Annotated in this window: 8 protein-coding genes and 1 tRNA gene; 2 read left to right on the top strand and 7 right to left on the bottom strand. The window is 27.6% G+C overall.

Annotation, left to right across the window (positions count from 1 at the left end):
- Positions 1 to 122: 122 nt before the first annotated feature.
- The 7 genes from D9R21_RS03410 to D9R21_RS03385 form a co-directional block, all read right to left on the bottom strand.
- Positions 123 to 845, bottom strand: coding sequence for a hypothetical protein (locus D9R21_RS03410; protein WP_241568715.1), 723 nt, complete (start codon positions 843 to 845; stop codon positions 123 to 125).
- 161 nt (positions 846 to 1,006) lie between these two features.
- Entirely contained in the window at positions 1,007 to 1,138 is a 132-nt protein-coding gene (locus D9R21_RS08525; protein WP_255416609.1) for a hypothetical protein, read from the bottom strand.
- Positions 1,139 to 1,194: 56 nt separating this feature from the next.
- Positions 1,195 to 2,619, bottom strand: a complete 1,425-nt coding sequence (gene proS, locus D9R21_RS03405; protein WP_126821108.1) for a proline--tRNA ligase — start codon at positions 2,617 to 2,619, stop codon at positions 1,195 to 1,197.
- 3 nt (positions 2,620 to 2,622) lie between these two features.
- The gene (locus D9R21_RS03400) at positions 2,623 to 3,309 is read right to left on the bottom strand and encodes an acetyltransferase (RefSeq protein ID WP_126821107.1); all 687 of its coding nucleotides are present in this window, start codon (positions 3,307 to 3,309) and stop codon (positions 2,623 to 2,625) included.
- Between the two features lie 59 nt (positions 3,310 to 3,368).
- Positions 3,369 to 4,907, bottom strand: coding sequence for a cardiolipin synthase (gene cls / locus D9R21_RS03395; protein WP_126821106.1), 1,539 nt, complete (start codon positions 4,905 to 4,907; stop codon positions 3,369 to 3,371).
- Between the two features lie 115 nt (positions 4,908 to 5,022).
- A tRNA-Ser gene (locus D9R21_RS03390) sits at positions 5,023 to 5,113 on the bottom strand.
- Between the two features lie 69 nt (positions 5,114 to 5,182).
- On the bottom strand, positions 5,183 to 6,775 hold the full coding sequence (locus D9R21_RS03385; RefSeq protein WP_126821105.1) for a potassium transporter TrkG: 1,593 nt from the start codon (positions 6,773 to 6,775) through the stop codon (positions 5,183 to 5,185).
- 104 nt (positions 6,776 to 6,879) lie between these two features.
- Here D9R21_RS03385 and D9R21_RS03380 point away from each other — a divergent pair, with 104 nt between their 5' ends.
- A complete protein-coding gene (locus D9R21_RS03380) occupies positions 6,880 to 7,626 on the top strand; it encodes a potassium channel family protein (protein ID WP_126821104.1) in 747 nt (248 codons plus the stop codon).
- 25 nt (positions 7,627 to 7,651) lie between these two features.
- Positions 7,652 to 7,915, top strand: coding sequence for a transposase (locus D9R21_RS03375; protein ID WP_126821103.1), 264 nt, complete (start codon positions 7,652 to 7,654; stop codon positions 7,913 to 7,915).
- Positions 7,916 to 7,934: the final 19 nt, after the last annotated feature.

Raw genomic sequence — 7,934 nt, 5'->3', positions numbered from 1 at the left:
TCAGAAAAAACCTATTTTATTAAGTGTAAAAGATACTATCTAACGATTAATCCAATAAATATAAGTATTTTTACAAAATAAAAAGCACTTTATTTTTTTTCAATAAAGTGCTACATTTGCATTTACAATTTACAGGTTAAATTATTATTTGCTTCAATTTCAATTTGGTTTTTGTTTTGATTATAAGCTGTATTTTCAGCAAAAAAATGTTCATAAACCTTCTGTGCTGAATTATATTTTAAATAACCTTGTAAAATCTTAAAATTGTATTTTGTTTGTTTACTAATTATCATCGTTGTTGTTGGAATTAAAAGATGCTGATTATTAAAAAATGTTCATAATTTTGCTATTTTAGTATGAAAATCAATTGGAAAATCGATCATATCTAAAGAATTTAAAACACTTAAACCACGTAATGCAAATAAACTAGTTATTTTTACTCCGTTTATTTTTGGTGGAATTAATTGAAAATAATTAGCAAAAATATCATAAAAAGTTTTAAATTTTTTTTGTTTTTCATCGTAATTTTTATATTGAAGGATTCCGAATAATTTTTTTGTTTGTTTAAGAAAGTCTTTCTTATAATTAAAATTTAAATAAAATTCTTGATAAGAATTTTTTGTTACTAAATCATTGTCCCGAAGATTGGGTGCATTAATAACTAAACTAATTTTATTTGTTTTATTCATATCAAAACACTGGGCTGGAATAATAACTTTTCCTCATTTTGAGTATTCCACTTGTGTTTGTGATATTTTTAAAATTGTTGAACTAGCGGTTGCTTGTAATTCCGTTGTGATTTGACATTGTTTTTTATTATTAATATTTCAATATACTTTTAACATTGAAAAATTAAAATTAAATTGAAAAAAACGTTTTTTTAAAACATCAAGCAATTTGGTGTTTGGTTCGTGGTCAGTTTTATATGCTTGTTAATTCACCAGTTGGAGTAAACCATGGTTTTAAATTGCCAATATTAGGACGAATATAAAAAGCATAGGCTTTACTATTTATCACCATTATCAAAAGCAAATAAAGTAATTGTTAAATCTAATGCTAAATTAATTTTATTATTAGAAGCAAACTGAAAAGAATTATAAACTGCTAATGGCTCTTCAATAAAATTTTGATTAAACAAATAAAAACCTCCTTTACAATTGAAATTTATCAAAAATAAAAGAGATTTCCTTGTTATTAATAAGATCGCGCAAAATAAACTAAATTAGTTGCTGGTTGTCCGCAATGAAAACAAGTTGTTTTTTTTGTTGGAACATCAAATGGAATACAACGTGATGTTGTTTGTGTTTCAGCTTTAATTGTATCTTCGCACTCAATGCGACCACAAAACGGCACTAAAAATAAGCCGTTCATTTTTGCTAAAGTTTTTTTATACTCTGAATAATTATCGATTTTTTTTGTTCGTTGATGACGATTATCCAAAGCTCTTTGGTATAAATTTGTTGCAATTTGATCTAATAAATCAGAAACTACTTTTTCAACTTCTGTTCAGGAAACAGTAATTTTTTCAAAAGTATCACGCCGAGCAATTGTAACTTGTTGCTGTGCTAAATCACGAGCTCCAATTTCAATTCGCAATGGAATTCCCTTAATTTCCGCATTAGTTGCACGAAACCCAAAACCTTTGTCTGATTGATCAATTTCACAACGATATTTGTGTAATTTTTTTTGTAGTTGCTCAACTGCAAATAATTGCTCATCATTATCATTATTAATTGGTAAAATCATAATTTGAATTGGCGCAATTTGCGGTGGTAATACTAGTCCATTATCATCACTATGTGTCATAATAAGCCCTCCTATCAAACGCGTTGAAACCCCTCACGATGTTGAGTAAGCATATTCTAAAGTATTTTTTTGATTTGAAAATTTAATATCAAATGCTTTAGAAAAATTTTGACCAAAATAATGACTAGTCCCACATTGTAAAGCTTGACCATCATACATTAATGATTCGATCGTATAGGTTTCTTCTGCTCCAGCAAATTTTTCACGTTCTGTTTTTTGCCCTTTAATCACAGGTAATAATAAAGTTTTTTCTGCAAAAGTAGCATAAATATCTAAAATTTTTAAAGTAAATTGCTGTGCTTCTTGTTTTGAACTATGAATTGTATGCCCCTCTTGTCATAAAAATTCACTTGTACGTAAAAACGGACGGGTCGTTTTTTCTCAACGTAAAACATTAACTCATTGATTATATAACAGTGGTAAATCATGATAACCTTGGATTTCTTTACTAAAAAAGGTTCCAAAAAGAACTTCTGATGTTGGTCGAATGTATAATTCTTCATCTAAGACTTTATCTCCAACTTTTGTTACTGTTGCAATTTCTGGTGAAAACCCTTCAATATGTTCTTTTTCTTTATTAAAAAGAGTTTTTGGAATTAGTAAAGGAAAATAAACATTTTTTACACCATTTTTTTTAAATTCAGCATCTAAAATTTTTTGAATATTTTCTCAAATTGCATATCCATAAGGTTTAAAAATAGTTGTTCCCTTGACTGGCCCATAGGCAATTAAATCAGCATTTAAAACAATATCAGTATATCATTGCGCAAAATCAACTTCACGCAGAGTAATTTTCTCTAACTTTCTCTTCATTCTTTACTTCTTTCTACCTTCTGTTAACACATTAGAAACATTTCCTTTTTCACCTTGAAAAATTTTAAGTTTTAAATTATTACTTTTAACATACATTTGAATTCGATTTAAATACTGATTATTTTTCATTAATATTCAGCGAATTGCTGTTGGTTTCACATCTTCAAAAACTTTTACGCGGCGGGTTACATCATCATATTCTCAATCTTTTTTTGTTAAATGAAATAAATTTTGAATATCAATTGCAATCACAGCAATTTGACTTGGATCAACTTTTTGCTCTGCAATTCAACTTCAAAAATAATGTCGCGTTGAATTATCTAATTCAAACTCTAAATGATCAGGTTTTTCTAAATATGTTCAAACAATATATTCACTTTCTTTTGCTAAATGAATATTCTTAACTGGCTGTAGCCCAAATTCCAATTGCCGTAAAACATTACTAATATCAGTATAAAATAATAATGACTTAATTCGCTGGCGATTTAATTCTTTAATAATTTTGTGCGTTTTACGCCGTTTAAAACTAAAACCAGTTTTAATTTTACTATTATCATCTTCATCTTCAAACAAACTACTTTCTAAATTATCTAATGATGACAATGATTTTTCTTGTAATAAGTTATGCTTTTTTTCTGTTTGATGTTCCTTTTCTTTGTCATCTTTATTTTTTAATTTATTAAATAGCATTATACCCCCTCCTTCACATATTAATTATACAAAAAATTATTCTTGATATTAGCATTAACTTATAAAATTGGTGCGACTAATTTTAAACATGTTAACAATAGTCGATAACTCAAAGGTTTATATTTAATTGGTCATTCCTGTCATAAAATTGAATGTTCATAATCTCATTCCCAACGAGGAATAAAGCTTGCGACTACCTCTGGATCATAAATAACTGCTGTTGTTTGATGGTCAGAAAAGAAACTACGGTAATCTAAATTACAAGTCCCAATCACAGCAATATCATCATCAAAAATAGCAATTTTATTATGACTAAAAGTATTATTCATTTCATAAATTTTAACACCACTAGCAAATAAAGGTTTACAGTAGCTTTTTGTTATATCTAAAACAAAAATTTTATCAGTCAAACCTGGAATTGTTAAACGAACATCAACTCCAGCACGTGCTGCAATAATTAAAGCTTGAATAAGATCATCTGGTGTAATAAAATAAGGAGTTGATAATCAAACTCGTTTACGAGCTTTGTTAATTAATGAAATATATAGGTCTTTGGTAATGGAATGATCAATGCTAGGACTATGATTAACAATTTGTAAATGTGATTTACCCTTCATATTGTATTGTTTTGGTGCTAAAATGTCTGGTTCTAAATCTGTGATTATTTCATGACGTTTAGTTGCAAAAAATCAGTCATCAGCAAAAATTACTTCCAAACCTCGAACCGCTTCACCTTCAATTCGTACTTGTGTATCATGAAAAATTCCAAACTTTCATGATTTATCAGCATATAAATCGGCTAAATTAATTCCACCTGTATAACCAATTAAACCATCAATAATAACATCTTTACGATGATTACGATAATTGGCATTCCCACTAATAAAAGGTGTAATAATTGGTAAATATTTATGAACTCGAACACCAGCTTTAATTAATTTTTTAATACTTTTTTTACTAATTTTAAAGTAACTACCAACATGGTCATAAATCATATAAACCCGAACACCGGCTGCAATTCGCTCTTTTAAAACTGCTAAAAAAGATTCAAATAGTTCACCATCAGCAACAATAAAATAAGTTAATAAAATATATTGTTGTGCTTGTTGTAAATCTGTTAATAATGATTTAAAAACACGGGTCCCATTTGTAATTATTTTAATTTTATTATTTTGGTATAGTGGCTTATTCGCATGCAGCATTAATAATTCAACAACATTCCCAAATTTTTGATTAGGAGCAGTATATTTTATTAAACATGTCTTATTTTTTTTACAATAAGTATCATATTCTAATTTATTTAAATGATTGTACAATAATGATTTTTTATTTGAATAATGGTATTTTCGACCAAAAAAAACATATGAACATAGACCAATAAATGGCACAAAATTAATAAAAATAATTCAAGAAAATTTAACTTCATAACGTCGTTTGGAAAAAAAGAAAAAGAATGAGAAAATTAAATCAATAATAAAAATTCCTAAAAAAATATATAAGAATTTAACATTGAAAATAATAACGACAACAAGTAACCCCATAATCGCCATACCAAATAAAAAAATCATTGATAAAATAATTTTTAATCAATTTTTCATTATGCTTCTCCTTTATTGCGCAATATTACTACTTTTATTATACCAATAATTTAAAAAGAGTTATAAAAATTATTTATAACTCTTTATTACTTTTTTTCGTTAAATGTAAATTAAATGGCGGAACAGGAGAGACTCGAACTCTCGCGCCGGTTACCCGACCTAACACCTTAGCAGGGTGCCCTCTTCACCAACTTGAGTACTGTTCCGTGGTGATACCCTATATATTATACAAAAGATATCATTTTAAACAAGAGAAAAAGATTATTTTTTTCAACCTATCCAATTAAAATATTTTCTTCAACATAACTGTATTCTTTTTCACCACTTCCACGAATTGAAACTAATAACGTTGAAGAAACTCCTAATTGCCCAATAAACATTAATAGAATCAATATTAAAGTACTTAAAATACCAATGTTATATAGTTCGGTAAAATTTAAAGTACTTAATCCTGTTGTTCCAAATGCACTACAAATTGTAAAAAAAGTATTTAAAACATCAAGATGAGGATTTTCAGCACTAATACAGATAATGGCAATTGCAATTAAACATCCTGAAATAACAGTAACTCCTAACGCTCGTTTTACTGTTTCATTTGGGATTTTCCGTTTAAAAGAATTAACACTATTATTATTCCGAATAATAGACCAAATTGTAATTATAATAACAGATAGGGTTGTTGTTCGAATCCCCCCCGCGGTAGAAGAGGGCGCTGATCCAATAAACATCATAATTGACATCACTATTCGTGATCCTGGTAAAAAGTTACTCATTTCAACTGTTGAATAACCCGCATTTCTGGTTGACATTGTATTAAAGAAAATATTCATAAAACCATTTCAATTTGATTTTGAATTTCGTAAAATACTTTCCATATGCTGCGCAGTTTCAGGATGGATTGTATTAATATTCGTAAATTCAATTAATCAAACACTAAAAACACCAATAATTGATAAACCAATATAAGTAATTAAGTTAATTTTAGTAAATAAGGTAAATTTAACATGTTCTTTTCGTCATCATGCTACAAATTTTCGTTTTAAATCGTAAAAAGTTGGAAAACCTAAACCACCAATAATAAATTGGAATAAAAACAAAAATTGAATAAAATAATTAGTATTATAAGGCATTAATGATGAATTACCAATAATATCAAACCCAGCATTATTAATTGATGAAATTGAGTGGAAAACACCGCTTCATAAACTTCGTCAAAAATTATGATAAGTAACATTATAAATCATGAATTTTCCTTCTACTGATAACGGTGAAAAATAAAAATTACAAAATAATAAAATTGCCCCAAAACATTCCAAAATAATTAAAAAAATAAAACTATTTTTAATTAAATCCATTGTATGCCCAAAGTTACTACTTCCTCGTTCACCCCGCACTAGCATTTTATCCTTAATTGAAATTCGACGCCCTAATCATACAAAAATCATAATTTTAAAGGTAGCAATTCCAAAACCACCTGTTTGAATTAAAATTAAAATTACCAATTGTCCCCAAAAAGTATAATCCGCTGCAGGATTACTAATTGTAATTCCAGTATCAGAAAAAGCACTAGCAGCAGTAAATAAACCAATTAAATAATTTCACGCAAAAGTAAATGAGGGGTTTAAAATTTTACCTTTTCCATCAAGAATCATCCGTTCTCTGCCATGAACAAAACCTGGAATTGATAACAGTAGTCCGCCTAAAAGAACAATTAAAATATAAACTAAAAATAATCTTCCCGATATTTTTGAGAGGGGTAACCAATGACGACGCCGTGTTAATGGTGCAGTTGGGTCATTATTACGTTGTAGTTTATTATCATTTTTTCTTTTAAAAATATTTTTGAAATATAATTGAAAAAAAACCATTTGTGTCCCTCTTTCATTAATATTATTATATACTACAAGTTAGTAATTATTGCTAATAATAAAAAAAAATAGTATAATTAAAAGTGCAATAAGGGGGAAAGGGAATGGCAAGAAGAAAAAGTTTTGCAATTATTGGACTAAATAATTTTGGACATTCAATAATTGAAACACTAATTGCGCGAAAACAACACATTATGATCTTTGATATTGACCAAACTAAGGTTAATAATATGATTGCTAGTTATGAACAAGTTGATGGCGTAGCATTAGACGCAACAGTTAAAACAAATCTAATTGAGCAAGGACTAGACGAGTATGATACTGTCATTATCACAATCGCAAGTAATATTGAAGCTAGTATTTTAACAATTATTGGATTACAAGACCTTGGAATTACTAATATTATTGCGAAAGTAAAGGATATCCGTCATGCACGAATTCTAAAAGCATTAGGAATTAATAATATTATCCAACCCGATACAATGGCCGGAAGTATTACGGCGACTAAAGCAATGTTTGATATTGACATTGAAATGCAAACTGTTGATGAAAATTATGCATCATTAATTATTCAGGTGACTGATCCAAATATTGAAGGACAAACATTATCAGAATTACGTTTTATTAATAATAAAGATTATAATATTGTTTATGTTAAACGTAAAGGCCGTGTTATTTTACCCGGAGATGTTGAAACAATTAAATTAGATGATGAATTATTATTTATTGCTAAAATTAGTGCAATTAATGATTTAACAATTAAATTACAAAAAATTGATCAAGAATATGAAAAAGATGGTAAGAAGACCGCACCCCAAAAAGTAAGTAAAATTAAAAAAGAACTTTACTAAACTTTTAGAGGAGGTGCATTTTTTAATGGCAGGAAAAGAACGAAAATTTAAAACATATACTGCAGAATTTCGAAAAAATACAGTAAAAGAAATTGAACAAACATCGCTTACTTATATTGCACAAAAATATAAAGTAAATATAAAAACACTTGATTCATGACAAAGAAATTTTAAAAAAGGAATTTTAAATACACCAAAAGGTCCAAAAAAACCATTTGGAAAAAAAGATTTAAACTATTATAAAGTTAGGTATGAATTATTAAAAAAGCTCCATGACTTTTACAATTAAATAAACAAAAAATAGTATC

This window comes from Spiroplasma endosymbiont of Megaselia nigra (assembly GCF_003987485.1).
In the GTDB taxonomy this organism is placed as follows: Bacteria; Bacillota_I; Bacilli_A; order Mycoplasmatales; family Mycoplasmataceae; genus Spiroplasma.
Note: the sequence above shows the minus strand (reverse complement) of the source record. Positions and strands in the feature narration are given on the sequence as shown.